The organism is Enterobacter cloacae complex sp. 6730903 (assembly GCF_048283985.1).
GTDB lineage: Bacteria > Pseudomonadota > Gammaproteobacteria > Enterobacterales > Enterobacteriaceae > Enterobacter > Enterobacter hormaechei_C.
On sequence record NZ_JBLVXX010000003.1, the window covers coordinates 17999 to 44989 of the forward strand.

At 59.0% G+C, this 26991-nt stretch carries 22 protein-coding genes and 1 pseudogene; 10 read left to right on the forward strand and 13 right to left on the reverse strand.

The window, feature by feature from the left end; all coding sequences use genetic code 11:
* Nucleotides 1–70: 70 nt before the first annotated feature.
* Nucleotides 71–607 (forward strand): GNAT family N-acetyltransferase, encoded by a 537-nt coding sequence (locus tag ACNQ0W_RS02035; RefSeq protein WP_062932245.1) that lies wholly within the window; start codon nucleotides 71–73, stop codon nucleotides 605–607.
* Between the two features lie 137 nt (nucleotides 608–744).
* Nucleotides 745–831 (forward strand): annotated as a pseudogene (locus ACNQ0W_RS02040) (AraC family transcriptional regulator); the annotation flags it as partial.
* Here the strand turns inward: ACNQ0W_RS02040 and ACNQ0W_RS02045 are convergent.
* A complete protein-coding gene (locus ACNQ0W_RS02045; RefSeq protein WP_062932246.1) occupies nucleotides 828–1718 on the reverse strand; it encodes an oxidoreductase in 891 nt (296 codons plus the stop codon). The pseudogene ACNQ0W_RS02040 and the gene ACNQ0W_RS02045 overlap by 4 nt on opposite strands.
* A gap of 105 nt (nucleotides 1719–1823) precedes the next feature.
* Between ACNQ0W_RS02045 and ACNQ0W_RS02050 the strand changes: the two genes are divergently transcribed.
* Nucleotides 1824–2945 carry a YbdK family carboxylate-amine ligase gene (locus ACNQ0W_RS02050; protein ID WP_062932247.1) on the forward strand — a complete coding sequence of 374 codons (1122 nt, stop codon included), beginning with the start codon at nucleotides 1824–1826 and terminating at the stop codon, nucleotides 2943–2945.
* Here the strand turns inward: ACNQ0W_RS02050 and ACNQ0W_RS02055 are convergent.
* The 3 genes from ACNQ0W_RS02055 to ACNQ0W_RS02065 form a co-directional block, all read right to left on the reverse strand.
* The gene (locus tag ACNQ0W_RS02055) at nucleotides 2875–6030 is read right to left on the reverse strand and encodes an efflux RND transporter permease subunit (protein ID WP_062932248.1); all 3156 of its coding nucleotides are present in this window, start codon (nucleotides 6028–6030) and stop codon (nucleotides 2875–2877) included. The genes ACNQ0W_RS02050 and ACNQ0W_RS02055 overlap by 71 nt on opposite strands.
* 9 nt (nucleotides 6031–6039) lie before the next feature.
* Complete coding sequence (locus ACNQ0W_RS02060) at nucleotides 6040–7104, reverse strand: efflux RND transporter periplasmic adaptor subunit (protein ID WP_062932249.1); 1065 nt, start codon at nucleotides 7102–7104, stop codon at nucleotides 6040–6042.
* A 106-nt stretch (nucleotides 7105–7210) separates the two neighbouring features.
* Nucleotides 7211–9919, reverse strand: a complete 2709-nt coding sequence (locus ACNQ0W_RS02065) for a cation-transporting P-type ATPase (protein WP_062932250.1) — start codon at nucleotides 9917–9919, stop codon at nucleotides 7211–7213.
* Nucleotides 9920–10407: 488 nt separating this feature from the next.
* Between ACNQ0W_RS02065 and ACNQ0W_RS02070 the strand changes: the two genes are divergently transcribed.
* Nucleotides 10408–10656: a DUF1158 domain-containing protein gene (locus tag ACNQ0W_RS02070; protein ID WP_003858875.1), complete on the forward strand. Its 249-nt coding sequence runs from the start codon at nucleotides 10408–10410 to the stop codon at nucleotides 10654–10656.
* Here the strand turns inward: ACNQ0W_RS02070 and ACNQ0W_RS02075 are convergent.
* A complete protein-coding gene (locus ACNQ0W_RS02075; protein WP_062932251.1) occupies nucleotides 10642–12210 on the reverse strand; it encodes an alpha/beta hydrolase-fold protein in 1569 nt (522 codons plus the stop codon). The two genes, ACNQ0W_RS02070 and ACNQ0W_RS02075, sit on opposite strands and share 15 nt — an antisense overlap.
* A 123-nt stretch (nucleotides 12211–12333) precedes the next feature.
* On the opposite strand from ACNQ0W_RS02075, the gene ACNQ0W_RS02080 reads away from it, so the two are divergent.
* Entirely contained in the window at nucleotides 12334–14478 is a 2145-nt protein-coding gene (locus tag ACNQ0W_RS02080) for a TonB-dependent siderophore receptor (RefSeq protein WP_062932252.1), read from the forward strand.
* Nucleotides 14479–14583: 105 nt separating this feature from the next.
* Here the strand turns inward: ACNQ0W_RS02080 and ACNQ0W_RS02085 are convergent, their stop codons facing one another.
* Nucleotides 14584–14925 carry a RamA family antibiotic efflux transcriptional regulator gene (locus tag ACNQ0W_RS02085; protein WP_003858880.1) on the reverse strand — a complete coding sequence of 114 codons (342 nt, stop codon included), beginning with the start codon at nucleotides 14923–14925 and terminating at the stop codon, nucleotides 14584–14586.
* A 32-nt stretch (nucleotides 14926–14957) separates the two neighbouring features.
* Entirely contained in the window at nucleotides 14958–16061 is a 1104-nt protein-coding gene (locus tag ACNQ0W_RS02090) for a RomA family MBL fold metallo-hydrolase (RefSeq protein ID WP_062932253.1), read from the reverse strand.
* 191 nt (nucleotides 16062–16252) lie between these two features.
* Between ACNQ0W_RS02090 and ACNQ0W_RS02095 the strand changes: the two genes are divergently transcribed.
* The 3 genes from ACNQ0W_RS02095 (at nucleotide 16253) to nfsB (ending at nucleotide 17975) form a co-directional block, all read left to right on the forward strand.
* Nucleotides 16253–16843, forward strand: coding sequence for a TetR/AcrR family transcriptional regulator (locus ACNQ0W_RS02095; RefSeq protein WP_003858882.1), 591 nt, complete (start codon nucleotides 16253–16255; stop codon nucleotides 16841–16843).
* Nucleotides 16833–17201: an MmcQ/YjbR family DNA-binding protein gene (locus ACNQ0W_RS02100; protein WP_003858883.1), complete on the forward strand. Its 369-nt coding sequence runs from the start codon at nucleotides 16833–16835 to the stop codon at nucleotides 17199–17201. Before ACNQ0W_RS02095 ends, ACNQ0W_RS02100 begins: the two co-directional genes overlap by 11 nt.
* Nucleotides 17202–17321: 120 nt before the next feature.
* Complete coding sequence (gene nfsB, locus ACNQ0W_RS02105; protein ID WP_003858884.1) at nucleotides 17322–17975, forward strand: oxygen-insensitive NAD(P)H nitroreductase; 654 nt, start codon at nucleotides 17322–17324, stop codon at nucleotides 17973–17975.
* Between the two features lie 27 nt (nucleotides 17976–18002).
* On the opposite strand, the gene ACNQ0W_RS02110 is transcribed toward nfsB, so the two are convergent.
* Complete coding sequence (locus ACNQ0W_RS02110) at nucleotides 18003–18605, reverse strand: hypothetical protein (RefSeq protein ID WP_023299508.1); 603 nt, start codon at nucleotides 18603–18605, stop codon at nucleotides 18003–18005.
* Nucleotides 18606–18758: 153 nt separating this feature from the next.
* A complete protein-coding gene (locus ACNQ0W_RS02115) occupies nucleotides 18759–19628 on the reverse strand; it encodes a helix-turn-helix transcriptional regulator (protein ID WP_062932254.1) in 870 nt (289 codons plus the stop codon).
* Between the two features lie 107 nt (nucleotides 19629–19735).
* Here ACNQ0W_RS02115 and ACNQ0W_RS02120 point away from each other — a divergent pair, with 107 nt between their 5' ends.
* Both ACNQ0W_RS02120 and ACNQ0W_RS02125 read left to right on the forward strand, forming a co-directional pair.
* Nucleotides 19736–21172 carry an MFS transporter gene (locus ACNQ0W_RS02120; RefSeq protein ID WP_062932255.1) on the forward strand — a complete coding sequence of 479 codons (1437 nt, stop codon included), beginning with the start codon at nucleotides 19736–19738 and terminating at the stop codon, nucleotides 21170–21172.
* A gap of 67 nt (nucleotides 21173–21239) precedes the next feature.
* Complete coding sequence (locus ACNQ0W_RS02125) at nucleotides 21240–22484, forward strand: mechanosensitive ion channel family protein (protein ID WP_022650531.1); 1245 nt, start codon at nucleotides 21240–21242, stop codon at nucleotides 22482–22484.
* On the opposite strand, the gene ACNQ0W_RS02130 is transcribed toward ACNQ0W_RS02125, so the two are convergent.
* The 4 genes from ACNQ0W_RS02130 to ACNQ0W_RS02145 all read right to left on the reverse strand — a co-directional run bounded on the left by ACNQ0W_RS02130 (nucleotide 22485) and on the right by ACNQ0W_RS02145 (nucleotide 26943).
* Nucleotides 22485–23456 carry a LacI family DNA-binding transcriptional regulator gene (locus ACNQ0W_RS02130; RefSeq protein ID WP_116329813.1) on the reverse strand — a complete coding sequence of 324 codons (972 nt, stop codon included), beginning with the start codon at nucleotides 23454–23456 and terminating at the stop codon, nucleotides 22485–22487.
* Between the two features lie 75 nt (nucleotides 23457–23531).
* Nucleotides 23532–24674 (reverse strand): Gfo/Idh/MocA family protein, encoded by a 1143-nt coding sequence (locus tag ACNQ0W_RS02135; RefSeq protein ID WP_062932257.1) that lies wholly within the window; start codon nucleotides 24672–24674, stop codon nucleotides 23532–23534.
* The gene (locus ACNQ0W_RS02140; RefSeq protein ID WP_062932258.1) at nucleotides 24667–25692 is read right to left on the reverse strand and encodes a sugar phosphate isomerase/epimerase family protein; all 1026 of its coding nucleotides are present in this window, start codon (nucleotides 25690–25692) and stop codon (nucleotides 24667–24669) included. The genes ACNQ0W_RS02135 and ACNQ0W_RS02140 overlap by 8 nt, the downstream gene beginning before the upstream one ends.
* A gap of 15 nt (nucleotides 25693–25707) precedes the next feature.
* Nucleotides 25708–26943 (reverse strand): MFS transporter, encoded by a 1236-nt coding sequence (locus ACNQ0W_RS02145; protein ID WP_062932259.1) that lies wholly within the window; start codon nucleotides 26941–26943, stop codon nucleotides 25708–25710.
* Nucleotides 26944–26991: the final 48 nt, after the last annotated feature.

The following is a 26991-nucleotide window of genomic DNA, read 5'->3' on the forward strand; positions in this document are numbered from 1 at the left end:
AACCTACTTTTTCCTTACTATAAAAACAGTTATCCAACTTTGCTAATGACTCTTTATTAAGGAAGTAGTTTTGCAACTTCACCCCACCCGACTGTATCTTCGTCGCGTAACTGAATCTGACCTGGATGACCTTTTCAGAATTTATGGTGACCCGGCTACGAACACCTTTAACCCAGCAGGGCCGTATCCTGACATACAGCATGCACAAACTGTTTTAGCTCGCTGGATTAACCACTGGGAAACTCACAATTTTGGAAACTGGGCAATCTCTTTGAAGGATAGCCCGGAAAGAATCATCGGTTTTGGCGGTCTGAGTATCAGCAGTTATGCGAATTTATTAATTAATAATTTAGGATATCGTTTCGCCACCGAGGCATGGGGAAAAGGTCTGGCGACAGAGTTTTCGAAAAACTCTGTCAGATATGGATTTTGTGAATTAAAGCTAACCGAGATATCTGCCGTAGTGAGAGGTAACCACGTGGCATCGCAGAAAGTCCTTCAAAAAGCTGGGTTGCAATACATCAAAGAAATTCATGATGTGAAAGGCGCGCCGCCGAGCCTGCTTTTTTCTCTTACGCACGGTGAATGGTTAAGACAATCAATGTGAGCGTATTTACTCTAAATCATTAATTCAAAAGAATCGTTCTACGGCGCTTTGGAAAGAACCAACGTCCGTCATTGGCACAGAGCGGACATTCATATTCATCTCCCTCCCTCTCTATCGGCCCGCCGCCACTCTCAGGTATGAATGCGTTTATCACCTTGTTTATAAAAGCGATGGGCAGCACGGCCGCCCATTACTTTGCCGAACGGAAAAACAGCGGCCGTTAACCCGGCCCCTCGCTCCCCGCCGCCAGCAGCGGCACCACCACATCGCTGATGGGCACCGCAATCCCGTGCCTGCGGCCGTAGCGCTGGATCACGCCGTTGCGAATATCCCACTCCATCGGGCGATCCGCCTGACGATCGGCGAGGATCGACGTGCCCAAATCCACTGGCGCGCGCTGGAAGTTCGCCAGGATCTCCTCCGCCACCGCATCGTCCAGCTTCGCCCCTTCGGCGCGGGCGACGGTCAGCCCCTCGCGCAGGTAGGCCAGCGCCAGCTCGCTGATATCTTCGCGCCTGAACATTCCGGCGCGGCGATTGGCCAGCACCATCAGCCCGGCGACCGCGTTTTGCAGCAGCTTGCGCCACGCGACAGTAGTGAAATCTGTCGAGAGCTCAACGTCACAGCGCGTGCCGCGAAGCGCCTCCACCACCCGCTGCGCCTGCGGCACGTCCGGTAACGTCAGGCGCGGTTTAGCCCGCAGCCAGACAGAGGCGTCCGGCTCGCGCTGCGCAGGGAACCACACCACCGACGGCAGCACCGTTGCGCCATTGACCAAAGGCGCAAGCTGGGCTTTCTGCTCCACGCCGTTTTGCAGCGCGCAGACTACGGTGTTTTCATCGCACAGGGCGCGCAGCCAACCGGCGCTGTCGGCATTTTGCGTCGTTTTTACCGCCAAAAAAACGAGGTCAACGGGGCGCGTAATGACGCTGGGATCGGTGAGTACCGGACCAGGCACCACAATTTCATCCTCATCGTGACGCAGGCGCAGTTCCGGATGCGCGGTGCGACCACACAGCAGCGGCGTGCGGCCCGCTTCATGCAGCACCGCGGCAATGGTGGTCCCAATTGCACCGGGTCCTGTCAGCGCAATGGTTGGATAGTCAGACATGGATCACTCCCCTTTTGCTAAGCCTGCTATCAGTTATACCACCCTGAAAAGAGCGCGCCACGCCCATTGTCTATACTCAACTCATAACAGACAACGGAGTGCGCCATGCCCTTACCCGATTTCAAGTCCTCTGAACCTTATACCCTCGGCATTGAGCTCGAACTCCAGGTGGTTAATCCGCCGGGTTACGATCTGAGCCAGGACTCCTCTGCCCTCATCGCCGCCGTCAAAGACGACATCAAAGGGGGCGAAGTCAAACACGACATCACCGAAAGCATGCTCGAAATCGCCACCGGCGTGTGCCAGACCATTGACCAGGCGGCGGCGCAGTTCTCGGTGATGCAGCAGAGCATCCTGCGCGCGGCGGCGGAGCAGCACATCCAGATCTGCGGCGGCGGGACGCACCCGTTCCAGAAGTGGCAGCGTCAGGAGGTGTGCGACGACGAGCGCTATAACGTCACGCTGGAGCGCTTTGGCTATCTGATTTTGCAGGCGACGGTGTTCGGACAGCACGTGCACGTCGGCTGCCGGACCGGGGATGACGCCATTTATCTCCTGCACGGCCTGTCGCGCTTTGTGCCGCACTTTATCGCCCTGGCGGCCGCCTCGCCGTACATGCAGGGCACCGACACGAAGTTCTCCTCGTCGCGGCTCAACATCTTCTCCGGGTTCCCGGATAACGGCCAGATGCCGTGGGTCAACAGCTGGCAGGAGTTCGAGGGGCTGTTCCGCCGCCTGAGTTCCACCAGCATGATCGACAGCATTAAGGATCTGCACTGGGACATCCGCCCCAGCCCGCACTTCGGCACCGTCGAGGTGCGGGTGATGGATACGCCGCTGACGCTCGGCCACGCCATTAACATCGCCGGGCTTATTCAGGCGACGTCGCACTGGCTGCTGACCGCGCGGCCGTATAAGCATCAGGAACGGGATTTTCTGCTGTACCGCTTTAACCGTTTTCAGGCCTGTCGCTACGGGCTGGAAGGCATTCTGACGGACGTGCATACCGGCGAGCACAAAACCGTGGCGGAAGATATCGCCTGGCTGCTGGAGCAGGTTGCGCCGTCGGCCGAGAAGCTCGGCGCGACAAGCGCAATCAATGAGATTGCCCTGCTGTTAAAGCAGGGCAAGAGCGAGGCGCAGCGCATGCGGGACTTTATTGCCGATGGCGGCTCGCTGATTTCTCTGGTGCAGAAGCACTGTGAGCTGTGGGCGACGAGTCCGTAAGGCCGTGGCCCCACTCGCGCAGGCGCTGGAACAGCACGAACAGCGCCGGGATGAACAGAATCCCCACTACCGTCGCCACCAGCATGCCGCTGAACACCGTAGTGCCGATGATGCGGCGGCTCTGGGCGCCCGCCCCGGTCGCCAGCATCATCGGCAGGACGCCGATAATGAACGACACGGCGGTCATCATTACCGCGCGGAAGCGGCGCGAGGCCCCCTCCCGTGCGGCATCGACAATCGCCATTCCGTCCATGCGCCGGGCGCGGGCAAACTCCACGATAAGAATTGCGTTCTTGGCGGCGAGGGCTATCAGTAGCACCAGACCAATCTGCACATACACATCGTTGGCGTAGCCCGCCAGCCACAGCCAGACCAGCGCCCCGCCGATGGCGAACAGCACCGAGAGCATCACGCTCGCCGGGAGCGTCCAGCTCTCATACTGGGCGACGAGGAACAGCCACGCCATCACCACCGCCGCCAGCACAATCCATATCGCCTGATTGCCGGTCTGCTGCTCCTGATACGACATGCCGCTCCAGGCGTAGTCGTACCCGGCTGGCAGGTTTTCCGCCAGAATCTCGCCCATCGCCGCCATTGCGGTGCTACTGCTCACCCCTTCCGCTGCCGAGCCGCTCACCGATACCGACGGGAACTGATTGTACTGCTGAATAAATGGCGCGCCGACGGTCGGCGTGATGGTGACGAGGTTGCTCAGACGCACCCGCTCGCCGCTGTTGCTGCGCACGAACAGGTCGCTGATTTGCTCCGCGCGCTCGCGCCACTGCATCTCGTTCTGCATCACTACGTGGTAGACGCGGTTGTTGACGCTGAAATCCCCGGCGCGCGTGCCGCCAAAGGCGGTTTGCAGGCTGCTGAAGATGCGCGACACCGGCACGTCGAGGCGGGCCGCGCGCTCGCGGTCAACGGTAAGCGTCATCTGCGGCACGTTGCTGCTCCAGGTGGTGAACACGCGGCTCAGCTGCGGGTGCTGGTTGGCTTTCGCCAGCACCTCACGCGTCACGCGCTCCAGCTCCGCCGGGCTTTGCCCCGCCTGCGCCTGAATGCGCAGGTCGAAGCCGGAGGCGTTGCCCAGCCCCGGCAGCGTCGGCGGCGCAAAGGTCATGATGGTGGCTTCCGGCAGGGCCAGCAGCTGGCGCTGAAGGGTGCCCATCACCTCATCCAGCGGCGGACGCTCGCTCCAGTCTTTGAGCATGATGGAGATAAACCCGCCGTTGGAGGCGCTGGTGCCATTGAGAATGTTAAACCCGGAGACCTGAATCACGTCTTCTACCGCCGGGTTTTTAGCGATCAGCTCGCGCGCGGTGGTCATCACCGCTTCGGTGCGCTCCAGCGAGGCTGCCTCCGGCAGCTGGACGCTGGCGAAGAAGTAGCCCTGATCCTCCTGGGGCAGGAAGCCCTTTGGCATCGACATGAAGCTGAATACCACCACCGCCGTCGCGCCTGCGGTGGCCAGCAGCGCCAGCCACGGACGGAGGTTGAACACGCTCACGATCCGGGTGTAAAGCGTGCGCGTGGCGTCCAGCCCGCGGTTGAATCCACGGAAAATCGCGGCGGGCTTTGCCGGGCGCGGGCGCAGCAGCAGCGCGCAGAGTGCGGGTGTCAGGGTGAGCGCCACCAGGCTTGAGAGCGTGACGGCAGTCGAAAGCGTCACCGCGAACTGGCGGTACAGCTCGCCCACGATCCCCGGCAGGAGCGCCACCGGCACAAACACCGCCAGCAGCACCAGCGTGGTGGCAATCACCGGCCCGGCAATCTGGCGCAGCGCCAGCGCGGTCGCCGCCGTACGGCTCTGCCCTTCCGCCATCAGCGTTTCGACGCTCTCCACCACCACGATAGCGTCATCCACCACCATGGTCAGCGCCAGAATGATGGCAAACAGGCTCAGCGTATTGGCGGAGTAGCCGAGCGTATAGAGCACCGCAAAGGTGCCCACCAGCGACACCGGAATGGCAAGGGCGACAATCAGCGTCGCGCGCCAGCTTTGCAGGAACAGGGACACCACGACCACCACCGCCAGCATCGTCAGCGCCAGCGAGACGCCAATCTCTTTGATGGTGGCGGCCACAAACGAGGTGGTGTCGAATTTAACTTCATAGACCAGATCGTCCGGGAAGCGCGTGGATAACCGTTCCAGCTCCGCGTGCACCGCATCGGCCACGCGCAGGGCGTTAGCAGACGGCGTCGGGTAGATACCGAGGTAGGCGGAGTCGTGCCCGTTCAGCTGCGCGCCAGAGCTGTAGCTGCGCGAGCCAAGCTCGATGGTGGCGACATCCTTCAGGCGCACCAGCTGACCCATCTCCCCGGCGCGGATAATGATGTTGGCAAAGTCGTCGGCCTGGTTTAAGCGCCCCAGCCCGTTAATGGTCAGCGTCTGCTGCTGGCCGTTAAACACCGGCGGCGTGCCGACCTGGCCTGCCGCCCCCTGCACGTTCTGCTCGCGCAGCGCCTGCGCCACGTCATCGCTGGTCACGTTCAGGGCGTTCATGCGGTCCGGACGCAGCCAGATGCGCATGCTGTAGTCCCGTGCGCCAAACATCTGTACCTGCCCGACGCCCGGCAGACGCGACAGCGCCTCGCGCACCTGGGTGCTGGCGTAGTTGCTGACGAACAGCGGCGTGTGGGTGTTGTTCGGTGAGTAAAGGCTTACCCCCATCATCAGGTTGGTGGCGCGCTTGCGCACCTGCACGCCATTTTGCTGCGCCTCGGTCGGCAGCTGCGCCACGGCCTGCGCCACGCGGTTCTGCACGTCGATGGCGGCGAGATCCGGGTCGGTGCCCGCCGCAAAGGTGATGTTCAGGCTGTACGTGCCTTCGTCCGAACTGGTGGACTCCATATAGAGCATATGATCCACCCCGTTCAGCTGCGTTTCCAGCGGCGTGGCGATGGCCTCCGCCACGTCAGCCGAGCTGGCGCCCGGCCAAGACGCTGACACATTCACGACCGGCGGGGTGATCTGCGGGTACTGCTCCACCGGAATAATCCTCAGCGCGATGGCCCCCAGCAGGGTGATGACCAGCGCAATCACCATCGCAAAGCGCGGGCGTTTGATGAAAAACGTCAGCATGATGGCTCCTTAATTCAGTATCTGGACGGCTGCGCCTGGCTGCACGCGCTGCGCACCGTCAGTAATCGCTCGCTCACCGGGCTTCACGCCGGAGGCAATCCGGAACTGCTGGCCGATCTGCCCGGCGACCTTCAGCGGACGCATTTCGGCTTTGCCATCGGCGTTAACCACCCATGCGAAGAACCCGTCGCCATTCTGCTGTACGGCAGCGGCGGGCAGAGTCAGCACCGGTTGCTCGCTTACCGGACGCAGGTAGACGTTCACGTTGCCGCCGGGCAGCAGCTGATGGCGCGGGTTGGCGAACTCGGCGCGCAGCATCACGCTGGCGGTGCGCGGGTCGATGCGGTTGTCCACGGAGGTGAGTTCACCGCTGATGCGCTGGCCGTTGCTGTCAATCAGCGCCTGCCAGGCCTGCTTCATGGCGCTGATATCCGCATGCTGTCCGGCTTTGGTGGCAAACGCGCCCTCTTCCAGCGCAAAGGCGATGCGGATCGGATCAAGCTGCACCACCTCCACCAGCACACCGCTGGCAGGATTCACCAGACTGCCGACGTGAAAGTTGCTGTGCCCCACGCGTCCGTCAATCGGTGAGGTAATGCGCGTGTAGTTGAGGGTGACGCTGCGGGTCTCGAGCCGGGCTTTCGCCTGCTCCAGCGCGGCGCTCGCTACGTCGCGCTGCATGCGGGCGTTGTCCACGTCGTGGCGGCTGATGGCGTTGCTGCTGCCCAGGCTTTCGAAGCGTGACAGCTGCTGCTGCGCCTGACGCAGCGTGGCTTCGGCGCTTCTCACTTCGGCCTGCGCCAGACGCAGGGCGGCGCGCGGCTCGGCGTCGTCCAGTTCGAACAACACGTCGCCTTTTTTCACGTACTGCCCGTCGCGGAAGTGGATTCTGGTGATGACGCCTTCCGTGCGGGCGCGCAGTTCAACGGTGTGGATAGCTTCAATGCGGCCCGGAATTTGCCGCTCGGCGGCGTGGGCGGTCTGCTCCACGGTGGCGACACGCACGGGAATGGCCGCGGCGAATGCGGGTGGCAGGGTGCAGGCGAGGAGCGCGAACAGAAGTGGGAATTTCATGGGAGTACCTCGGCGTTGTTTTCCCTCACCCCGGCCCTCTCCCTGTGGGAGAGGGAGGTCAGAGTTCCCTCTCCCACAGGGAGAGGGTTAGGGTAAGGGCAAAAGGTTATGCAGCCTTACGGAACCTGCGGGTCAGTCGCTTCTCGATTTCGACGACGAAGAACATCACCCCCGCCACCGCCAGCGTCACGAACCAGTAGCGCAGCGGCAGCGCTTCGGTGCCGAACAGCATCTGCATAAATGGCAGGTAGATAATCGCCGCCTGGAGCAGGAACAGTACGCCCGTTACCAGCCAGATCCCTTTGTTCGCCAGCAGGCCGCGGTTGAGGGAGAATCCGTCGGTGTTGCGGCAGTTAATCATGTATACCCACTGGGCACAGACCAGCATCTGCAACAGCACGGTGCGGATGAACTCCGCGCTGTGGCCGCGCGGGGCCAGCCAGGCTTCCAGCGCAAAGGCGGCGATGGCAATCATGGTGCCGACGAAGGCTACGCGCCAGACGGCGTAGGCGTCCATCACGTGCTGCCCGGTCTGACGCGGCGGGCGGCGCATAATGTTGCGCTCGGCGGCCTCGAAGGCCAGACCGAAGGAGAGCGTGGCGGAGGTCGCCATGTTCATCCACAGGATCAGCACCGGCGTCAGCGGAATGATGTTCCCCGCCAGCAGCGCAATCACAATCAATAGCCCCTGCGCCAGGTTGGTCGGCATGATGAACAGGATGGTCTTCTTCAGGTTGTCGTAAACGCGACGCCCCTCTTTCACTGCGCTGGCGATGGTGGCGAAGTTATCGTCCGTCAGGACCATGTCCGCCGCCTCTTTGGTCACTTCCGTGCCTTTGATGCCCATCGCGATACCCACGTCCGCCTGGCGCAGCGCCGGGGCATCGTTCACGCCGTCGCCGGTCATGCCAACGATTTCGCCTTTGTCCTGCAACGCTTTCACCAGGCGCAGCTTATGCTCCGGGCTGGTACGGGCGAAGATGTCATACTTCACCGCCGCTTCCGCCAGCTCGGCGTCGTCCATCTTCTCCAGCTGGTAGCCGGTGACCGCCTGCTCGCTGTTGGTGATCCCCAGCATCTGGCCGATGCTCATCGCCGTCTGCGGGTGATCCCCGGTGATCATCTTCACGCGGATCCCCGCCTGCTGGCAGGCGTTAATCGCCTCAATCGCTTCCGGACGCGGCGGATCCATCATCCCGGCAATGCCGAGGAAGATCAGACCGTGGCTCAGGTCGTCGTGAGTTAATGCCTGCTCGCCGTTCGCTGGCTTGAACGCCGCGGCGACCATGCGCAGCCCCTGACGCGCATAGCGCTCCATCTCCGTTTCCCAGTACGCGCGGTCAAAGGCTTGCGCACCGTTGCGGGTCTGCTGCTGCTCACACAGGGCGAAAATCACGTCCGGCGCGCCGGTGATCAAAATCTGCTCCTCACCGCCAATCTGGTAGTGGGTGCTCATGTACTTGTACTGCGAGTCGAACGGGATCTTGTTAACCAGCGTGGTCTCGACCGGCGCGAGGTGCGCTTTCGCCGCCAGCACCTTCAGCGCGCCCTCGGTCGGGCCGCCGGTGATGCCCCACAGCCCGCGCTCGTCCTGAATCAGCTGGCTGTCGTTACACAGGTCGATGGTGCGCAGGTACTGCTCCAGCACGGTGCCCGGCTGGATCTGCACCGGCTCGTCGCTGCCTTCGAGGTAGATGTTACCCACCGGCTCGTAGCTGTTGCCGTCCACGCGATAGCAGGTATCGGCGGTGATGATGGCTTTCACCGTCATCTCGTTCATGGTTAGGGTGCCGGTTTTATCCGAGCAGACCACGGTCATCGCGCCCAGGGTTTCAACCGTCGGCAGCTTGCGGATAATCGCCCGCTTGCGCGCCATCGCCTGCACGCCCAGGGAGAGGATAATGGAGATAATCGCCGGCAGTCCTTCCGGCACGGAGGCTACCGCCAGGCTAATCAGGGAGAGCAGCAGCTCGCCCATCGGGATCTCGCGGAACACCAGGCTGAAGACAAACAGCGCGGCCATCATCGCCAGAATGATGGCGAAGATCGCTTTACCCAGCTTGTCCATCTGCACCAGCAGCGGGGTGCGGTGTTTTTCAATGCCCGCCATCATCTGGTTGATGTGGCCGAGTTCGGTCTCCTGGCCCGTGGCAATAACCACGCCCACGCCGCCGCCCGCGCTGACCGTCGTACCGGAAAAGACCAGGTTCGTGCGGTCGCCCAGCGGTAATTCGCCGTTCAGCGGGTTCGTGTGTTTATCCACCACGGTAGATTCGCCGGTTAGAATTGCCTCTTCCACGCGTAAATTATGCGCTTCGATTAAACGCATATCCGCCGGTATACGATCGCCTGCGCGCAACACAATAATATCGCCCGGGACGATTTCCGTCGTCGGGATAGTTTCATGGTTGCCGTTACGAATAACGCGCGCCTCGCTGGAGAGCATATTGCGAATACTCTTCAGGGATTTTTCCGCGTTACTTTCCTGAATGTGGCCAATTAAGGCATTGATTACCGCCACGCCCAGAATAACCAGCGTATCAACCCAGTGTCCCATTACTGCCGTTAATACGGCGGCTGCCAGCAGGACGTAAATCAGGACATCGTTAAAATGCGCGAGAAAACGCAGCCAGCCCGGCTTGCCTTTTTTCTCCGGCAGCGCGTTCGGGCCATGTTTCTGCAAACGTGCCTGCGCCTCGGCGCGGTCCAGGCCATTAGCCTGGCTCTGCGCCTGAGCAAGCACCTGCTCTACGGTCTTCTGGTACGCCTGCCCGCCTGCGGGTGGCATATTCTGCGAGAAATTTTTTTTGGTCATGGTATTTTTCCTTCAATATCCGGTGGACGGAAGCCGGAATTCCTTTCTGGCTTTAAATAATTCATTTTTAAATCTTGCGGGTTAAATTGATCTACCGCAATATATTGACTACCCGGTTATTCAAAACTGATTAAAATTATTTCGATGCGTTGATTTTTACAAAATATTTCTAAACCAACACTAAACGAGGAGGAAGCATGTTTGGTATTTATCGCGGACGGCGCCTGGCGTTATACATTGTCGCAGCCATTGTTATTGCGACGTTAATTGGATATAGCACCTATAGCTTTGTAAAATTATTTTCGTGAGAAAGACGTTTATTTACATAACGCGATATTAATTTAATCGCCCCGAAAATATTATCTATTTTCTGTTATTAATTCGCAGAATTACGGTGGCCTTTCACCCAATTTTGCCAGCGGGGATGATATTGCTTTACGTTTCAGGATGCCGGACAATGACATTTTTAACTGACGATTAACATTACGATGAAACACCCGTTAGAATCGCTGCTCACCGCAGGGGGCATTTTGCTGATGGCCCTGCTCTCCTGCCTGCTGTTACCTGCGCCGTCGCTGGGTCTGGTGCTGGCGCAGAAGCTGGTTCAGACCTTTCATATGGTCGATCTGAATCAGCTGTACACCATTCTGTTCTGTCTGTGGTTTTTGGTGCTCGGCGCCATCGAATTCTTTATCCTGCGTTTCATCTGGCGCCGCTGGTTTTCACTGGCGTCGTAAGCCAGTGAGATCGCGCATCCCGTGGATCAGCGCTTCACACCAGGCCGCGTAGTCGTGGCCGCTGGATGAGGGGTGGAAGCTGACGCGATAGCCTTTTTCCCTCAGCACCTGTTCAAAATCCTGCGTGGTGCGATAGATACCGCCGCCCGGCCCCGTGGTTTCAAACTTCCCGGCCTGTAACCAGAAGCGCACCGGATACGGTGGAGACTGTTGGTACTGACGCGTCAGCCAGCCTGGGGCGTCACCTTCTGGCGCCCACCAGTAAGAACCGGAAAGGCTCAGCACGTTGCCAAACAGGCGCGGATAGCGCAGCGCTACCCATGAAGAGGCAATTCCCCCGTAGCTTGATCCTGCCAGTACGGTTTTCTGCCGCTGCATGCCGATGCCCTTCCCCCGCAGCCACGGCAGCAGCTCGTGCGCCATAAAGTCAGCAAAATCCGGGTTCGGCGGCAGCTCGTTGCCGCGACGGGCGTGATCGAGGCTGTCGATAAACACCACGTTAATCGGTGGTAGGTGATGCCGGGCAATCAGACCGTCCAGCACGTTGGCAAAATGGTATTCGTCCTGATAAACCTGTCCGTCGAAGAGGATGAGCGTCCAGCGTGCGGGCTGTGTGCCGCGCGGTTGGTAGATCATCACGTCGCGGGCATTGCCGAGGATGTTGCTGCTCAGCCTCTGGCGACTCAATGTCCCGTGTACCAGCGGCTGTGCCGTAGCCCGAACGGAGCAGTAGCGCGCCGGGCTGAGATCGAGCAGAGAAAAGCGATTCCAGCGATCGGTCTTCTGCTCCCCAAAGCTATTCGGGTTAAGCGGATCGGCCTGCGCGCTTACCAGGATGGCGCGGCGTTGATCGCGGGCAGAGCCTTCAACGATCGGCACATCGGGGGCGAGCTTGTACTGCATCACCGTATCAGCGGGGACCACGTAGCTGCGGAACCAGACGTCGCTGTTGCCCAGGCGGAACAGCGGATCGTGGTCCCCCGCCGGCGAGCCGAGAATGAAGACGTTATCCCGCGCGCCGCGCCACAGAAAGGTCACGCGCTTATGGCTCGCATCTACCGGCTCCACCATCGGCGTTCCCTGTCGACGCTGCGCCTGCCAGAACGCCTCGGTACTTCCACCGGCAGAAATGTCGTTTGCCAGCGCCTTCAGCGTCGGGCTTTCTGGCGCCAGCATCTGCACGCGTGGTAACGGAGAGGTCTCTTTCATTCGCCACTGAAAACGCCACGGCTTTCCGGCTTCGCCGTGTAGCACCAGCGAGGTGTTCTGTTTCACCGGCAGAGCAAACAGCAGCGTGTGTTCCCCGTCGGCAGGACCGTTTTCGACCAGCGTGCGAATGCGGCGGTTTTGTCCGTCCAGCAGGCGCGCATCCGTCACGCCATGCAGCGTGGCGGAAACGTAATTTTCACCTAATTCAGGCAGGGAGAAGCAGACTTCGCCGCTGGCATCAAACTTTCCCTGAATATCGCCCTGCCGGGACGACTGCTCGCACGTTGCCGCCACGGCGGGCAGCGCGCCGATCCCCAACAGCAACCCACTCCATACCCTCTTCATTACCGCTTATTCCCCAACGAAATTTGTTAACAACGCTAATGCAAATGGTAATAATTTGCAATATCATCAACGGCGATTTACCGGTGTTTTTATGGCGATAGCAACCAAGGACGTTCAATAAAAATGTTTAAAAATAATAAGATAATGCAGCTCTGGCTGCTGAGTCTGGCGGCGACCAGCGTCGCGGCTCAGGCAGAAACGAAAGAAGAAACGATTACGGTGACGCAGGGCGTGAGTGAAGAGCCCACTGCGCCCGTAAAAGGCATTGTGGCGACGAAAACGCTCTCCGCCACCAAGACCAGCGCGGAGATCGTGAAGACGCCGCAGTCGGTATCGGTGATCACCCGCGATCAGATGAACATGCAGGACGTCACCTCCGTTTCGCAGGCGCTGCGCTACTCGGCGGGCGTGTTTACCGAGTACCGGGGCTCGTCTAACCGTAACGACGAGGTGTTTGTGCGCGGATTTAGCTATGTGCCGAAATTCCTCGACGGCTTAAGCTTTGGCGCAACGGCTTCCTCACAGACGGGCACAGTTGACCCGTGGCTGCTGGAGCGCGTGGAGCTGGTGCGCGGCCCGGCGTCGGTGCTGTTTGGACAGGTGAATCCTGGCGGGTTAATCAGCATGACCAGCAAGCGCCCGACGGCGGAGGCCATTCACAACGTGCAGTTCCGCACCGGCAATCACGATCTCGCCGAAGGTGCGTTTGATTTCGGCGGCAGGCTGAGCGACGACGGCCGCGTGCTGTATCGCGTGAACGGTATCGCCCGTACGCAGCATAATCAGGTGGACGATTATAAAGAGACGCGGATGGCGATCGCCCCGGCGATCACCTGGTACCCGAACGATCAGACCCGCTTTACGCTGCTGACCAGCTACCAGAAAGATCCGGATGCCGGATACCGCAATTTCCTGCCCGCCTACGGTACGGTGAAAAGCGTCGACGGGAAATACATCCCGCGCGACTTTAACGTCAGCGATCCGAATTACAATCAGTCCTGGCGCGAGCAGACGATGATTGGCTACGAGCTGGAACACCAGTTCGCCGACAACCTCACCTTCCGCCAGAACGCCCGTTACGCCACCATCAAGCAGAAATATCGTTATCTGGTTTACGCCAACAGCGCGGCCAACAGCACGGTGTTGACCCGTCGCGCCCAGCGTGAAGAGCGCACGACCAACGAATTTGGCCTTGATAACCAGCTGGAATATCTGCTGGAGACCGGAAGCGTCAGCCACACCCTGCTCGGCGGGTTTGATTACAAGACCAGTAAGGATAAACAGCTGCTGGCGCGCGGGAGCGGCTCACAGTATGACCTCGACTGGACAAACCCGGTTTACGGCGTGAACGTGAATGAAAGCACCTTCAAAACAGCGTCCGACGAGCAGCAAAATCTCGACCAGATGGGCCTGTATCTTCAGGATCAGATGAGCTGGAACAACTGGGAGTGGCTGGTTTCCGGGCGCTACGACTGGAGCGAAGTGCGTACCAACGACTTCACCGACAGCAGCGTTACCCAGCAGAACGACAGCAAATTTACCTGGCGCACTGGCCTGCTGTACGCGTTTGATTCTGGCCTGTCGCCGTACGTCAGCTACAGCACCTCGTTTGAACCGAACCTGCAAACCAACCGTGCGCCGGGCGTTACGCCATTTAAGCCTACTACCGGGGAGCAGACCGAGATTGGCCTGAAATATCAGCCGGTCGACACCACGCTGATGACCCTCGCGCTGTACGATTTAACTCAGGACAACGTCGCGACCTATAACAGCGCTGAAGGCTGGTTCGAAAATGCGGGCAAGGTGCGTTCGAAAGGCGCTGAAGCGGAAATCCACGCCACGCTGATGGATAACATCAACCTGATTGGCTCCTACACTTACACCGATGCAAAAACCGAAAGCACCACGGTGGCGGGAACTGAAGGCAAAACGCCTGCGCGCATTCCGGCGCATATGGCATCGGCGTTCGCCAGCTATACCGTTCCGGGCGGCGCGCTGAAGAGCCTGACCGCTGGCGTGGGGATGCGCTACATCGGCACCAGCTACGGCGATGCGAAGAACACCTTTAAGGTGCCATCGGTGGATCTGTATGACGCGATGCTGCGCTACGATCTGGGCGAGATGAACCGCAGCCTGAAAGGGGCAAGCGTGCAGTTCAACGTCAATAACGTGGCAGACACGAAGTATGTGGCGTCGTGCGCAAGCGATACGGCGTGCTTCTACGGGATTGGCCGGACGGTGACGGCGACGGTGAATTACAGCTGGTAAGCATGGTGCGGTCTGATCCCCTCACCCCGGCCCTCTCCCCAAAGGGGCGAGGGTGTAATCGTCCCCTCTCCCCTTTGGGAGAGGGTTAGGGTGAGGGGATGTTTTTCAGTGCGCCCGACCGTGGTTTTCTTTGCGATACGCCCCGGGCGGCTGGTTGAAGGTGCGGGTAAAGATGCGGGTAAACGTCTGCTGCGAGTCAAACCCGTAGCGCAGGCAGATGTCGTACACCCGCTCGTCTGACTCACGCAGATCGCGCGCCGCCATCAGCAGCTTGCGTTCGCGGATGTAGCGCCCCAGACTTTCGCCTTTGTACTGCATAAACAGCCGCTGTAAATGCCATTTTGAGTAACCCGCGTGGCGGGCAATTTCTTCGATGCGTAACGGCTGGTGTAGGTTGTCATCGATCCATTCGACAATCGTATCAATGACCTGAGCGGAAATCGTCATGCTGCTCTCCCCCTCTGCTTCTCGCTTAAACATTATTCCCACCACTCGCGAAATTGTTGCGTGGTATCACTCACCCGCACGGGCTCGCCCAGCTCCGGCGTCAGCAGCCGGTAGTTTTTATCCTTACTGGCTTTCGCCAGCTGGATCAGTGGATCGTTCCAGGTATGTTTCGCCAGCACAAAACGCCCGTTATGTCCCGGTACGACCGCTTTGGCATTGAGATCTGCCGAGGCCTGCGCCGTTTCCGCCGGGTGCATATGGATGTACTTCCAGTCCTGGTCGTACTGGCCGTTTTCCATGATGGCTAAGTCCACTCCGCCAAACTGCTCGCCAATCGCTTTGAAGTGGGGGCCGTAACCGGAGTCTCCGCTGTAGTAGACCTTTCGCTCTGGGGTGACAAACATAAAGCTGCCCCACAGGGTCTGATTACGCTTAATGCCGCGCCCGGAAAAATGGCGCGCCGGCAGAACGTGCACCGTCAGCGCATCGCTGATATGCACCGACTGGTTCCAGTCCCGCTCGTCGATAATCTCCGGGTTCATCCCCCAGTAGCGCAGATGCGACCCCACGCCCAGCGGGGTGACCACGCGCTTAACCTTCGGCAGCAGCGCCTTGATGGTGGCGTAATCCAGATGGTCATAGTGATCGTGGGAGATAATCAGCAGGTCGATCTCCGGCATGCTCTCCGCACGCCACGGGTACTCCCCCGCAAACGCTTTATTGAGGAAGGAGAACGGTGCGGCGTAGCTACTCAGTACCGGATCGATCAGGATGCGTTTCCCCGCCAGCTGCATATACCAGGAAGAGTGACCGAGCCACACCAGCGTGTCCTGTTCAGGCGACAGGCTCGCCAGATCGGTTTTCACCAGCGGCAGCGGCTGCGCAGGACGGGCGTTTTCGGTTTTACGGGTAAGGAACTGCCACCATGCCACCAGCATATTTTGTTGCCCGGTAAAGCCCGGCGTAGGGAGCGTGTTATGGAATTGCCCGTCGCGATAGTGCGGAGAGGCTTCCACTTCAGAGAGCTGCGCACCCTGCGGTGGCTGACCAAATCCGGCATTCAGTACAAACGGTAAACTGGCAGCTGAAGCAATAATCATGACTAACACCACGCAGATGAATAGAGGCTTTTTCATTTCCTGACCCGCCTACGCGCCCCATCCGATGGTTTGCGCGGGTGATACTTGATTATGAGTGAGTAAGCACTCATTATAGATAGGATGATTACGCCGTCAAGAAGGTTTTCGATCTTTGACATTCCGCGTTGCAGCGTATCAAGGCTCGTGTTTCAATCAGGGCTTTTACAATTGACGGGAGGAAAAATTTAGTGGCACGTCCGAAGAGTGAAGATAAAAAACAGGCCTTACTGGAAGCAGCAACGGCTGCGTTTGCGCAGTCAGGTATTGCCGCCTCAACGGCGTTAATTGCCCGTAATGCGGGCGTCGCTGAAGGGACACTGTTTCGCTACTTTGCTACCAAAGACGATCTGCTGAATGCCCTCTACCTGCATCTGAAGCAGGATCTCTGCCAGACCATGCTGGCGAATCTCGATCGGACCATCACCGAGCCAAAAGAGCATACCCGCAATATCTGGAACAGCTATGTGGACTGGGGCATTCGTAACCCCCTGGCGCATGCGGCTATCCGTCAGATTGGCGTCAGTGAAAAGCTAAACGCCGAAACCGAGCAGGCGGTGAAAGACATGTTCCCGGAACTGCATGAACTGTGTCGTCGTTCGATCCGCCCGGTGTTTATGTCTGACGAGTTTAAGACCTTCGGTGATGCAATGTTCTTATCGCTGGCTGAAACCACCATGGAGTTTGCCGCGCGCGATCCGTCCCGTGCCGTCGATTTTAAAGCGCTGGGCTTTGAAGCCATGTGGCGCGGGCTTGCTGAGGAAGATAACCATGGACAGTAAATCCTTGCAGGAACATGCCAGACGCGTCGCGCTGGAGATGCCTTTTACCGAACATTGCTGGCCGTTTGGCCCGGAGTATGACGTGTTTAAGGTGGGCGGGAAAATTTTTATGCTGATGGCGACGGCACACGGTCGGGCCCACGTCAGCCTGAAATCCGATCCGGAAAAATCGCTGCTCAATCAGCAGATCTACCGTGGCGTGGAGCCCGGTTACCATCTGAATAAAAAACACTGGATCTCCCTTTATGGCACGGACGACATCACGCCTGAACTGGTCACCGACCTGATTACGGATTCGTGGAATCTGGTCGTTGATAAACTGCCGAAAAAAGATCAGAAGTGGATACGGCCAGCCTGATTGTTCGTCTCAGACGAACAGAATAAGCGCTCGAATCGCACTTATCTTTTCCCGCTTCGCGCGGTAATCTGCTTTCCTTTCACGCCCGCCCGCGGGCGAATTTCATCACCAGGAGTTGTTATGGATATTATTTCTGTCGCCCTGAAACGCCACTCTACCAAGGCGTTCGACCCAGCCAAAAAACTGACCGCAGAAGAAGCGGAAAAAATCAAAACGCTGCTGCAATACAGCCCGTCCAGCACCAACTCCCAGCCGTGGCACTTTATTGTTGCCAGCACTGAAGAGGGTAAAGCGCGCGTGGCAAAATCCGCGGCGGGCACCTATGTGTTTAACGAACGCAAAATGCTGGATGCCTCTCATGTGGTGGTGTTCTGCGCGAAAACCGCGATGGACGATGCCTGGCTTGAGCGCGTTGTCGATCAGGAAGAGGCTGACGGCCGTTTCGCCACGCCAGAAGCAAAAGCCGCGAACCACAAAGGCCGCTGCTATTTTGCCGACATGCACCGCGTGGATCTGAAAGATGACGACCAGTGGATGGCGAAGCAGGTTTACCTGAACGTCGGCAACTTCCTGCTGGGCGTGGCCGCGATGGGCTTGGATGCGGTACCCATCGAAGGGTTTGACGCCGCGATCCTCGATGAAGAGTTTGGCCTGAAAGAGAAAGGCTTCACCAGCCTGGTGGTGGTCCCGGTCGGGCATCACAGCGTGGAAGATTTCAACGCCACGCTGCCGAAATCTCGTCTGCCGCTGAGCACGATTGTGACTGAATGCTAATGAAAATGGGCCGCTGCATGCGGCCCGTTACGCTTTACTGATGACAAGCCTGCGATGCGGATGGACCTCACGATCGTTTCCCCAGGCAAAAGCAATCCAGCGCTCTTCCAGCTCAGCGTAGGAATTTACGGGCGTTAACGTCCACTCTTCTCCCACCGTACCGTCCGCCACGCTAATGCGATAGTTCATGGTAAACGCCCAGTCGATCATGCGCAGCCAGAACCGTTGCCCGTCTCCCGTTTGTTCACTGTCAGAGACAACGATGTCGTATTCGCTTAGCACCCACTGAAAAAAGAGTTGTGGCAACCCGCTTATCACGCGTTGATGAACGGCACGCGGTGTACGCCACACCATCACCTGCGTGGCGGCACCGTGGGGAAAGGTAATTTCTTTATGAAATTTAAGCTTTACGGCATACGCCGTATAAGGTTTGCCGTCATCAGTGGTCACGAGACGATATTCATCACCATAACGCGATTTCAGGAGCCGGTATCCCACAGGCAGCAAAAACCCCGGCAGATGAAAATCCGCCGTACCTCGTGCCAGGAACGCTTCGGTGTGTTCGACGTTTCGGGAGATAAGGCCGAGTTTTTGGCTGAAATCTGCGGAATCAATCATCAGTGGCGACATTTGTTGTTTCTCATGGCGTGAGTATAGTCGACTTAATCCCTCATCGAAATGATGTCGATTCAGTCGGTTGGTTTAAGTTAAACGCCACCTTATACCTGTCTCATCCGCTTATCAGAGCCCGCTCTTATTCTCTGAAAGCCCCGCGCAAAAAACTTATTTCCCCTGCTCCGCCAGCCACGCCATCGCCCTCTCCCCTGCCTCATCCACGGGTAAATAGACCAGCAGCCGCGATCCGTTTCGCGGCGCAGAGTACCAGTACATCTGCTGGAGATGAAAATCCCCCAGCTCGGGATGGGTGAACAGCTTGAGCTGGTTCTCCACACCGCGCACGTCGTTACGCTGGTGCCACAGGGTTTTGAACTCTTCGGACACCGCAAAAAAACGCGCCAGCTTCGCTTCCCAGAGCGGGTCGCCACGGTGCTCAGCCATGGCCGCGCGGAAGTAGGAGACGAAAATCGGCAGCACGTCGTCACGTTTGCCGAGCCGCGCGCGCCACGCCGGATGGGTGAGGAACAGGTAAATACAGTTGCGATCTTCCGGCGGGATGGCGTTGAAATCGACGCCCATCAGGTGGCCGAAGCTGTCGTTCCACGCCACGATATCGAAATTCGGTTTCTGAATACTGGCAGGTTTCGGCATCAGGGTATCCAGCAGGAGACGCGTGCCTTCGCTGATCCCCTCGCAGCACACCGCCTGCGGGGCTTCGCCCGGCGGCAAACCGGCGAGCACAAAAAGATGTCGGGCTTCGGTCGGGGTGCATTGCAGCGCTTTTGCAATGGCGGCCATCACCGCGCTGGACGGATTGACGTCCCGGCCCTGCTCCAGCCAGGTGTACCAGGTCACGCCGACATCCGCGAGCATCGCCACCTCCTCCCGGCGCAGGCCCGGCGTGCGGCGGCGGCCGCTGCGCGGTAAGCCGAGACGCTGCGGATCGAGGCTTTCGCGCCGGGCACGCAAAAACGCCCCCAGTTGCTTGCGGGTGTCATCCTGGAGAGAGGTGACAGGTTCAGACATCAGCGCCATAACATCTCCTGCATGGTAGTGCCAGTACCAGTATAAGCAAGAACTGGTACCCGTTTATCAGATGGTTGATGCTACGACTCTACGCTGTTTGACGCAATGGAGTCATCATGAATACGTCAGTTGTTTCACCGGGTCGTGCGGGCCTGATACTGCTGTTAACCGGCCAGATGCTGCCGCTGATTGATACCTCAATCACCAACGTGGCGCTGGATTCCATCACCCATTCATTACACGCCACCGCCACCGAACTGGAGCTGATCGTCGCCCTCTACGGCGTGGCCTTTGCCGTCTGCCTGGCACCCGGCAGCAAGCTGGGCGATAACCTTGGCCGCCGTCGCCTGTTTATGTGGGGGGTGGCGTGTTTTGGCCTGGCCTCGCTGCTGTGCGGCATGGCGGGCAATATCGAACAGTTGCTTGGCGCGCGCATTCTTCAGGGCGCGGGCGCCGCGCTGATCATGCCGCAAATTCTCGCGACGTTGCATGTGACGTTAAAAGGAACGGCACACGCCAGAGCGATCAGCCTGTTCGGGGGGATCGGCGGAATTGCATTTATCGTCGGCCAGATGGGTGGCGGCTGGCTGGTGTCGGCGGACATCGCCGGGCTGGGCTGGCGCAACGCCTTCTTTATCAACGTGCCGATTTGTCTGGTGGTGCTGGCGCTGAGCCGTCGCTACGTGCCGGAAACCCGCCGCGACACGCCGTCGCGCATTGACTGGACCGGGACTGTCCTGCTGACGGCGATACTGTGCTGCCTGCTGTTCCCGATGGCGCTCGGCCCGCAGTGGCACTGGTCGTGGCCGCTGAAGACCGCACTGCTGGCGATTGTGCCGCTGGCCTGTTTGATGGTGCTGAACGCGCGCAAAAAAGAGCGTGAGAATGCCCATCCGCTCATCGCCCCGCGCCTGTTGCAGCTGCGCAGCATCCGCTTTGGCGTGCTGATCGGGATACTCTTTTTCAGCGTCTGGTCCGGGTTCATGTTCTGTATGGCGCTGACCATGCAAAGCGGTCTGGGGATGGCGCCGTGGCAGTCAGGGAACAGCTTTATCGCGCTTGGCGTCACCTATTTTATTTCTGCCTGGTTCGCCCCACGCCTGATTGCCCGCTACAGCACCAGCGCCATCCTGCTGACCGGGCTTGCGATTCAGCTTGTCGGTCTGGTGGCGTTGATCGCCACGTTCCGTCACTGGGGAATGCAGAATACCGCGCTGACGCTGGCCCCGGCCACCGGGCTGGTGGGTTACGGGCAGGCGCTGATTGTAAACAGCTTCTACCGCATCGGGATGCGCGATATTCAGCCTGACGACGCGGGGGCCGCGAGCGCGATTTTAAGCACGCTGCAACAGGCTGCGCTGGGGCTTGGCCCGGCCATTTTCGGCGCGATTTTGCTGCACGGGCTGCAAAATCATCACGGAGATTACACCCAGGCGGTAAACGTCTTCCTGATGGTGGAAACGGCCATGATGGTGGTGCTGGCGCTGGTCACGCTGCGTATGCGCCATCGTCTGTGTTTACCGGTCGTCAAGGCCTGTCCGGCGACAAAATAAAACTGCCTGAATTTGCATAATAGATCCGCAGCCGCCATTATGGGGCTGCATCAATACAGGAGACGTTATGCAGGAATTAATTGCTCAGGTTGAAGAGTTAGGGATTGAAATTAATCACACCACCTCTTTAGTGATTATCTTTGGTATTATTTTTCTTACGGCCATTATCGTTCATTTTATTCTGCACAAAGTGGTGCTGCGCGCATTCGAGAAACGCGCCCAGGCCAGCAGTCATTTATGGTTGCAGATCATTACGCAGAACAAATTATTTCACCGTCTGGCGTTTACCCTCCAGGGGATAATCGTCAACGTTCAGGCGGTTCTGTGGCTGCAAAAAGGCAGCGAAGCGGCGGAATTACTCACCACCTGCGCGAAATTGTGGGTGATGGTTTATGCCCTGCTCTCCTTCTTCTCGCTGCTGGACGTGATTTTCAATCTGTCGCAGAAAATGGCCACCGCCTCGCAGCTGCCGCTGAAGGGGATATTCCAGGGCATCAAGCTGGTGAGTGCCATTCTGGTGGGGATACTGATTATCTCCCTGCTGATCGGTCAGTCACCCGCCATTCTGATAAGCGGCCTGGGTGCGATGGCTGCCGTTCTGATGCTGGTCTTTAAAGACCCGATACTCGGCCTGGTGGCGGGCATTCAGCTCTCCGCCAACGACATGCTCAAGCTCGGCGACTGGCTGGAGATGCCGAAGTACGGCGCCAACGGCACGGTGACCGACATCGGCCTGACCACCGTTAAAGTGCGCAATTTCGATAACACCATCACCACCATCCCGACCTGGGCGCTGGTGTCCGATGCGTTCATCAACTGGAGCGGCATGTCCGCCTCCGGTGGTCGCCGCATCAAGCGTAGCCTGAATATCGATACCACCAGCATTCATTTCCTCGACGAGCAGGAGCAGCAGAAACTGATTCAGGCGAAACTGCTGAAGCCGTATCTGGCCGCGCGTCATGAGGAAATTAACCTGTGGAATCAGCAGAACGGCGAAGGGGAATCGGTATTAAACCTGCGCAAGATGACCAATATCGGCACCTTCCGTGCCTATCTGAATGAATATCTGCGTAACCACCCGCGTATTCGTAAAGATATGACGCTGATGGTGCGCCAGCTCGCGCCGGATGCCAACGGGCTGCCGATTGAAATATATGCCTTTACCAACACGGTGATCTGGGCGGAATACGAAGATATTCAGGCCGACATCTTCGATCATATTTTCGCGGTGGTGGATGAATTTGGCCTGCGTATTCACCAGTCGCCAACCGGAAACGATATTCGCTCGCTGGCTGGCGTTATCGCCAGATAATCAGGTGCTGGCGCGGGAAATAAAGCGCCAGTCCATCATGACCCTCTCCGTGGGCGCATCCGGGTTGTCGATTTCGTTCAGTAACAGATCGACCGCCTTGCGCCCGATATCCCGCGACGGCTGTTCAATGGTGGTGAGTGAAATCATCTCCGCCAGCTCAGTGCCGTCAAAGCCGACCACCGCGATATCTTCTGGCACCCGCAGCCCTGCCTGCTGAATGGCGCGCAGCGCCCCCGCCGCCAGCGTATCGGAAACGGCAAATACCGCATCCGGCGGGTTTGCTTTTAACAGGTTTTGCATCGCCGCCATGCCCGCACCGGAGCTGAGTTCACTGGCATACTCCACCGCCTGATAGTCCAGATCCCGCAGGTGTATGACGCTCTTATAGCCGCGCTCGCGCAGACGGGCATATTTGTAGCTGAGGTCGTGGTTGATGAGCGCAATGCGTTTGCGGCCCCCGTCGGCAAGCTGGCTGACAACGTGCTGGGAGGCATCAACATCATTAATCCCCACGCAGGAGACCGCGCCCGCATCGGCGTATTCAGCGCACTGCACCCACGGCGCGTTGCCAATCAGCGCGGCCAGCTCCGGCAGTTTCGAGAACGCATCCATGGTGATAATGCCGTCGACGATTTTGCCGGAGAGCAGGCTTAAGCCCGAGCGGGAGCGCTCAATATCCGAGCCGGAATTGCACAGCAGAATGCGATAGCCGTTCTTTTCTGCCTCGGCTTCAATGCCCTTCACCACTTCGGCGCAGAACGGGTTGGCGATGTTCGAGACCATCACCAGGATCATATAGCTGCGGGCAGTGCGCAGCTGACGCGCCAGCAGATTGGGCTGATAGTTACTCTCCTGGATCGCCTGCAAAACGCGCTCGCGGTTTTTCGCCTTCACGGTATCGCTGTTATTCAGTACGCGGGAGACCGTTGCTACGGATACCCCGGCCAGTTGAGCGATTTTCTGAATTGACATAGCGACGATACATCCTGCGGTTAGCGTTTTGTGCAGGCTACCATAAATTGATTGCCCGGCGAACCGGGCAATGCGTCAGTATTCCACGCGCACCCAGCGCTGCTGCTGATGACTTTTCATAATCGCATCAATGATATACATCACACAGGCGCCATCGTGGAAGGTGGCAAACTGCGGATTATCCGGCATCGCGCCCGCCTGCACGGCACGGTAAAACTGCGCCATCATATTTTTAAAGGCATCCGGCCAGCCTTCAATGTGCCCGCCGGGGAAGTGGGCGCTGTCGGCCACGTCACGGTTCATCAGGCCCGGATCGTCGCTGAGTATCTGGTTTGCCCTGGCGCGATGGCCGATCCACAGCTGCTGCGGGATTTCCTGATCCCACGCCACCGACTGCTCGCTGCCGTTAATTTCAAAGGTCAGGCGATTTTTTCGCCCCGCGCTCACCTGCGAGACGCTAAAGCTGCCCTTGCTGCCGTCGTCAAAGCGGAACAGCACCGAGCCAAAGTCTTCGGTGGTGACCGGTTTGTCTTCATACTCCGCCTGCTCGTCATGGGAGAAGGTCTGATGACCGCCCCAGTTGGCCTTGCGCGTTGGCCAGACGGTGGATAAATCAGCCATCACCCCGGTAATACGCCTGCCGGTCACATACTGTACCGTATCGCACCAGTGGGAGCCGATATCCGCCACCGCCCGCGACGCGCCACCGAGCGCGGCATCCACCCGCCAGTTGTAGTCGGTTTCCAGCAGCATCCAGTCCTGTAAATAGCTGCCGTGCGAGGCAAACAGCCGCCCGAGGGTGCCCGCGCGCATCATGCTCGCCGCCTGGCGCACCATCGCAAACTGGCGATAGACAAAACTCACGCCATGCACCACGCCTGCCTGCTCCGCCAGCGCCACCAGCTCGCGCGCCTCGTCCGGCGTCATGCACAGCGGCTTTTCGGAAAACACGTGCTTGCCCGCACGCAGGATCTGGCGGTTAATCTCCGCGTGCAGCTGGTTCGGCGTACAGTTGTGCACCGCGTGCAAATCAGGGAGCGCGAGCAGTTCCTCCACGCTGGCACAGGCGTGCGGCACATTGAGCTGGAGCGCCTTTTCCTGCGCCTTAACGAGCGAGCCGTCACAGAGCGCGACCACCTGCACAAACCCGAGACGCCTGAGCGCCTCAATATGCGCCGGGCCAATAAACCCGCTGCCGATAATCCCGACGTTAATCATGGCAGCCCCCTGCGGCGAAATCATCAAACGCCCGTCCGGAAACCGGGATGATATGACGGCGGATAAATTCGCTGCCCTCACTCGCGCCGGTATCGCCATCCTTCAGGCAGCACTCCCACTCCAGCACCGCCCAGCCGTCGTAGTCGTACTGGGTCAGCTTGCTGAAAATGCCCTTAAAGTCGATCTGTCCGTCGCCGGGCGAGCGGAAGCGTCCGGCGCGGTTGATCCACGGCTGGTAGCCGCCGTAGACGCCGCTGCGCCCGCTGGGGCGGAACTCGGCATCCTTCACGTGGAACGCTTTAATGCGCGCATGGAAGATATCGATAAAGGCCAGATAGTCCATCTGCTGGAGCAGCATATGGCTTGGATCGTAGAGAATATTACAGCGCGGATGGTTGTCGACCAGCGCCAGAAAACGCTCGAAGGTGACGCCGTCGTGCAGATCTTCCCCCGGATGCAGCTCAAAGCAGACGTCCACGCCCTGCTCGTCGAAGGTATCCAGAATCGACCGCCAGCGGGTCGCCAGCGCCTGGAACGCCTCCTGAAAGCGCTGCTCGTTGTGCGGCGGCCACGGATAGGAAAACGGCCAGGCCAGCGATCCGGAGAAGGTGGCGTGTGCTTTCAGGCCTAATCGGGCCGAGGCGACCGCCGCCTGCTTCAGCTTTTCCGTCGCCCACGCCTGACGCGCCGCCTCGTTACCGCGCACGGAAGCAGGGGCGAAGTGGTCAAACGCCTCGCTGTAAACCGGGTTTACCGCCACCAGTTGCCCTTCCAGATGGGTCGACAGCTCGCTGATGACCAGCCCATGCGCGGCCAGCTTGCCCGCGATTTCATCGCAGTAGGCCTGACTCTCTGCGGCTTTCTCCACATCAAAGATATGCGGATGGTTGCAGGGGATCTGCACCGCTTTGTAACCCTTCCCCGCCGCCCATCCTGCCAGCCCGTCGAGCGTGTTGAAGGGCGCTTCCCCGCCAATAAACTGCGACAGAAAAATGCCCGGTCCTTTCATTGTCCTCATACCACCTCCTGAACGTTACGCCTTGTCATCGTCATACTTAAACGTGAGAAGGAAAATCAGCGCGATCGCCGCGGCAGCCACCGCCGGGATCCACCAGAATGTGACCCACGCCTGCGGCACGGTCTGCCCTGCCACCAGACGGTTGTAGAGCGCGCCGGAAATCTGCGAGCCGAGCAGCATGCCGATGCCGTAGGTGAACATCACGATCATGCTCTGCGCCTGGCCTTTCACCTTTTCGCCCGCCACGCGGTCGGTGTAGATAAAGCCGACGACAAAGAAGAAATCGTAGCAGACGCCGTGGAGCAGAATGCCGAGATACAGCAGAATGCGCCCCTCCTCGCTGACGCCCAGCGCGAACATGGCATAACGCACGAACCATGCCAGCATGCCGATCAGCAGCATATATTTCACGCCCAGGCGGCGGAACAGCAGAGGGATAATCAGCATGAAGACGATCTCAGACATCTGCCCGAAGGACATGGCGGTGCTGACGTCGGCAATCCCGGCATCCGCCAGATACGAGGCGGTGTAGGCGTAGTAGGTGCCGAGCGGGACGGAAATCAGCATCGCGCAGACGGAGAAGACGAAGAAGTGGCGGGTTTTGAGCAGCGCAAAGGCATCCGCGCAGAAGAGATCGCGCACCTTCACCGGCAGGCCTTTCGCTGGCGCGGGCGTGTGCGGCAGCGTCAGGCTGTAGAGCGCCAGCAGCACGGAGCTTATCGCCGCCACCTGGAAGATGGTGACGCTGGACGCCACGCCGGTGACGCCGATGAAAATGCCCGCCGCGATCCAGCCGATGGTGCCGAACACGCGCACTACCGGGAAGGTTTTATCCACGTTCGCCAGGCTGTGAAACGCAATGTTGTTGGTCAGCGCCAGCGTCGGCATATAGCAGAGTGTGTAGCCAAACAGCAGGCCAATCAGCAGCGCGCCGTTCTCAGCAATCAGCGCCCCCGGCACGAACCAGAGGATCGCTGCGCCCGCGAGGTGCATCACCGCCATCACCTTCTGCGAGGCAAAGAAGCGGTCCACCAGCATCCCGAGCACGAACGGCGAAAGAATGGAAGCGATAGGCCCGGCAGAGAACGCGTCGCCAATCAGCAAAGACATGTTGTGCTGGCTCATCACCAGGCCAAGCGTGACCGACCAGCTACCCCAGATAAAAAATTGCAGAAACATCATCAGCGACAGACGCGGCACCAGCAGCCGATGCTGCGCTATCGCCTTTTCACTACTCTCAGTTGACACCATGATAAGCCTCACCCGGAAAAAGTAATCGATTACAAATGCGTTCAAATG

What these genes read in the sequence shown, in the direction of transcription:
- ACNQ0W_RS02045 (WP_062932246.1), bottom strand. Translation starts at nt 1,718, where the DNA reads ATGTCTGACTATCCAACCATTGCGCTGACAGGACCCGGTGCAATTGGG.
- ACNQ0W_RS02050 (WP_062932247.1), top strand. Translation starts at nt 1,824, where the DNA reads ATGCCCTTACCCGATTTCAAGTCCTCTGAACCTTATACCCTCGGCATT.
- ACNQ0W_RS02055 (WP_062932248.1), bottom strand. Translation starts at nt 6,030, where the DNA reads ATGCTGACGTTTTTCATCAAACGCCCGCGCTTTGCGATGGTGATTGCG.
- ACNQ0W_RS02060 (WP_062932249.1), bottom strand. Translation starts at nt 7,104, where the DNA reads ATGAAATTCCCACTTCTGTTCGCGCTCCTCGCCTGCACCCTGCCACCC.
- ACNQ0W_RS02065 (WP_062932250.1), bottom strand. Translation starts at nt 9,919, where the DNA reads ATGACCAAAAAAAATTTCTCGCAGAATATGCCACCCGCAGGCGGGCAG.
- ACNQ0W_RS02070 (WP_003858875.1), top strand. Translation starts at nt 10,408, where the DNA reads ATGAAACACCCGTTAGAATCGCTGCTCACCGCAGGGGGCATTTTGCTG.
- ACNQ0W_RS02075 (WP_062932251.1), bottom strand. Translation starts at nt 12,210, where the DNA reads ATGAAGAGGGTATGGAGTGGGTTGCTGTTGGGGATCGGCGCGCTGCCC.
- ACNQ0W_RS02080 (WP_062932252.1), top strand. Translation starts at nt 12,334, where the DNA reads ATGTTTAAAAATAATAAGATAATGCAGCTCTGGCTGCTGAGTCTGGCG.
- ACNQ0W_RS02085 (WP_003858880.1), bottom strand. Translation starts at nt 14,925, where the DNA reads ATGACGATTTCCGCTCAGGTCATTGATACGATTGTCGAATGGATCGAT.
- ACNQ0W_RS02090 (WP_062932253.1), bottom strand. Translation starts at nt 16,061, where the DNA reads ATGAAAAAGCCTCTATTCATCTGCGTGGTGTTAGTCATGATTATTGCT.
- ACNQ0W_RS02100 (WP_003858883.1), top strand. Translation starts at nt 16,833, where the DNA reads ATGGACAGTAAATCCTTGCAGGAACATGCCAGACGCGTCGCGCTGGAG.
- nfsB (WP_003858884.1), top strand. Translation starts at nt 17,322, where the DNA reads ATGGATATTATTTCTGTCGCCCTGAAACGCCACTCTACCAAGGCGTTC.
- ACNQ0W_RS02110 (WP_023299508.1), bottom strand. Translation starts at nt 18,605, where the DNA reads ATGTCGCCACTGATGATTGATTCCGCAGATTTCAGCCAAAAACTCGGC.
- ACNQ0W_RS02115 (WP_062932254.1), bottom strand. Translation starts at nt 19,628, where the DNA reads ATGGCGCTGATGTCTGAACCTGTCACCTCTCTCCAGGATGACACCCGC.
- ACNQ0W_RS02120 (WP_062932255.1), top strand. Translation starts at nt 19,736, where the DNA reads ATGAATACGTCAGTTGTTTCACCGGGTCGTGCGGGCCTGATACTGCTG.
- ACNQ0W_RS02125 (WP_022650531.1), top strand. Translation starts at nt 21,240, where the DNA reads ATGCAGGAATTAATTGCTCAGGTTGAAGAGTTAGGGATTGAAATTAAT.
- ACNQ0W_RS02130 (WP_116329813.1), bottom strand. Translation starts at nt 23,456, where the DNA reads ATGTCAATTCAGAAAATCGCTCAACTGGCCGGGGTATCCGTAGCAACG.
- ACNQ0W_RS02135 (WP_062932257.1), bottom strand. Translation starts at nt 24,674, where the DNA reads ATGATTAACGTCGGGATTATCGGCAGCGGGTTTATTGGCCCGGCGCAT.
- ACNQ0W_RS02140 (WP_062932258.1), bottom strand. Translation starts at nt 25,692, where the DNA reads ATGAGGACAATGAAAGGACCGGGCATTTTTCTGTCGCAGTTTATTGGC.
- ACNQ0W_RS02145 (WP_062932259.1), bottom strand. Translation starts at nt 26,943, where the DNA reads ATGGTGTCAACTGAGAGTAGTGAAAAGGCGATAGCGCAGCATCGGCTG.